This window comes from Kaistella pullorum (assembly GCF_014837035.1).
GTDB lineage: Bacteria > Bacteroidota > Bacteroidia > Flavobacteriales > Weeksellaceae > Kaistella > Kaistella rhinocerotis.
This window is the reverse complement of the sequence record NZ_JACSPS010000018.1, coordinates 1-2,078: the sequence shown is the minus strand read 5'-3', so window position 1 is coordinate 2,078 and position 2,078 is coordinate 1. Positions and strand designations below refer to the sequence as shown.

At 33.5% G+C, this 2,078-nt stretch carries 2 protein-coding genes; both read left to right on the top strand.

Going from position 1 to position 2,078, the window contains the following annotated elements; genetic code table 11:
- Window positions 1-157 precede the first annotated feature (157 nt).
- The gene (locus H9628_RS11845) at window positions 158-994 is read left to right on the top strand and encodes a hypothetical protein (protein WP_251834350.1); all 837 of its coding nucleotides are present in this window, start codon (window positions 158-160) and stop codon (window positions 992-994) included.
- A 145-nt stretch (window positions 995-1,139) separates the two neighbouring features.
- Window positions 1,140-1,532: a hypothetical protein gene (locus H9628_RS11840; protein ID WP_251834349.1), complete on the top strand. Its 393-nt coding sequence runs from the start codon at window positions 1,140-1,142 to the stop codon at window positions 1,530-1,532.
- The last annotated feature ends 546 nt before the right edge of the window (window positions 1,533-2,078 follow it).

Sequence of the window (2,078 nt, the reverse complement as noted above, 5' to 3'; positions counted from 1 at the left end):
GCGGATTGCGGAAGTCTGCTTTTGTATCAGAATTTTCGCTAAGTTTAAAGTCCGGATTTTGTACGAAGATCTGGGGCGGCAGCCGCAACCCTCCATATACGCCGGACGTTGTACGACATTTTATAAAGTAATCGTCTAAAATTAATTCTAAGATATAATGAGAAAAATTTTATTTCTGTTTGTTACAAACTTATATTTTGCTCAAACAAATGAAACGTTAAAAGATTTTAAAATTGATGAGATCAAAATGGGTGAAACAGTTGCATCCACCAATGCTGAACAAAAAATTGGACTTGCTGAAAATATTTTCTTTAAAGAGTTGACATATAAAACTAATAAAGATATTAAAGTAAATCAGATTCAGTTAAGATTCACGAAAGATAAAGTTTTAAATAAAAATAAATATGAAATACTTGATATTCTGAAAAAAAATTTCGGAGACTATTATTATACATTCGATAACTATTATTTTTATCGAAAAAATTTACAAAAAGCTCTTGCGGTAATTGACTATGTTGGAGGAGTTAAAGATTCACAGATAGTTTTTCATAAATATGAACCAGAAGTTTCAGAGAAAATTGACGAATTTACTGATACGAAATATATTTCTGTTCAAACGTCAGGTTGGGATGATGTTTATATAAATATGAATAATTATTACAGAATAGGTTTTAAAGGAGTAGAATCAAAAGAGCTTCGAGGAATATTTATGACAATTTCAACCAAAAATGATGATTGGAAATTTATTGAAAATCTAATATTTTTAAATGACGGTGAGACGTTTGAACTTGCGGCAAAATCAGATAGAGAAGTGACAAAAGATGGTAAAACAAAAGAATTTTCTGTCGTACTACTTACAAAAGAACAAATAGACATAATTCTAAAATCAAATGTGAGTAAATTGAGAATTTCAGGAAAAAGCAATGACGATGTTGTATTAACTACTTTCGTTAAAGAATCATTAAGGGTTTTGAATGAATATATGAATAAGTAAAAACGTCGTACAACAAGGTATTTCTATTAGCGGGGTTGAAGTTTACATCATAAATATTTTCGCTACTTGTTCATTTGTTATATCTACAGAAACTAGTTATCACAATCCCCGCCAACAGAAATACCCAACCGTTAGCACCAATTGTATGACGACACTACAAACATTGACATTTATATTGACACTTGGACTTTTCTCTTGCAATGGAAAGACTGAAAATTCTGCGACAAAAAATGAAAATGTTTTATCGGACATACAAGTAGTGGTTTCAATTCCTGACACAATTAAGAAATTTGTAGTTGACGATTATCCTGTAACAAATGAAATGCTTGCCGACAAGACAAGCAGTAATTCATCTTACAAAAAACAAAGCGGACAGACATTTTCATACGACAAGGCGTGGTTCAGCAACGACACGCTAAAACAGACTTTAGTTTTTGAACTTTACACCGACTATCACAGATTAGTGACATACCATTTTTTAGACAATGACATTCCAACAGACTTAATCAACAGAATGGAACTCCACATAGACGGTTGAGAACTTGCTTCTGACAAACAAAAATTAAAAGACTTTAGTGGCTTTCTAAAACAGACGACAAAGATTAATTCTTCATACTTTATTACGGACAAGGGTCTTAGACTTGGTGACACAAAACAAAAAGCAGTTGAAACTTACGGCAACCCAGACAAACAAACAATTACAGACGGAATTGAAAAACTTGAATGGTTATTTATTGGAGACACTTCTTATGACGGCAAAACTGATTTAAAAGGAAAGCCACTTGCAGACAATAGTTTTGGACATCAAATTTTAATGTATTTTAGGAACGGAAAATTAATAGGACAAATTTTGCACAATGACATACCTTGACGAAAAAACAACTGGTGCTAACACGGGTTTTGCGTCAGGCGGGCTGACATGCAAACTTGGAGCTTTGTGCTTCTATTCAAGTTCAGTGCTTATTGACAGCTCTGTGCTCCGAAACCCGCCCGAACGCAAAGCCCGAAAACGTTACCGCCCATACTACCTTCCGCCGGTCCAAGATCCGTTTTTGTAATTAATTCAGCATTGGAAATCCGGGCT

Bases quoted from the DNA above. Each gene is read 5' to 3' on its own strand.
- H9628_RS11845 (WP_251834350.1), top strand. From the start codon at position 158: ATGAGAAAAATTTTATTTCTGTTTGTTACAAACTTATATTTTGCTCAA.
- H9628_RS11840 (WP_251834349.1), top strand. From the start codon at position 1,140: ATGACGACACTACAAACATTGACATTTATATTGACACTTGGACTTTTC.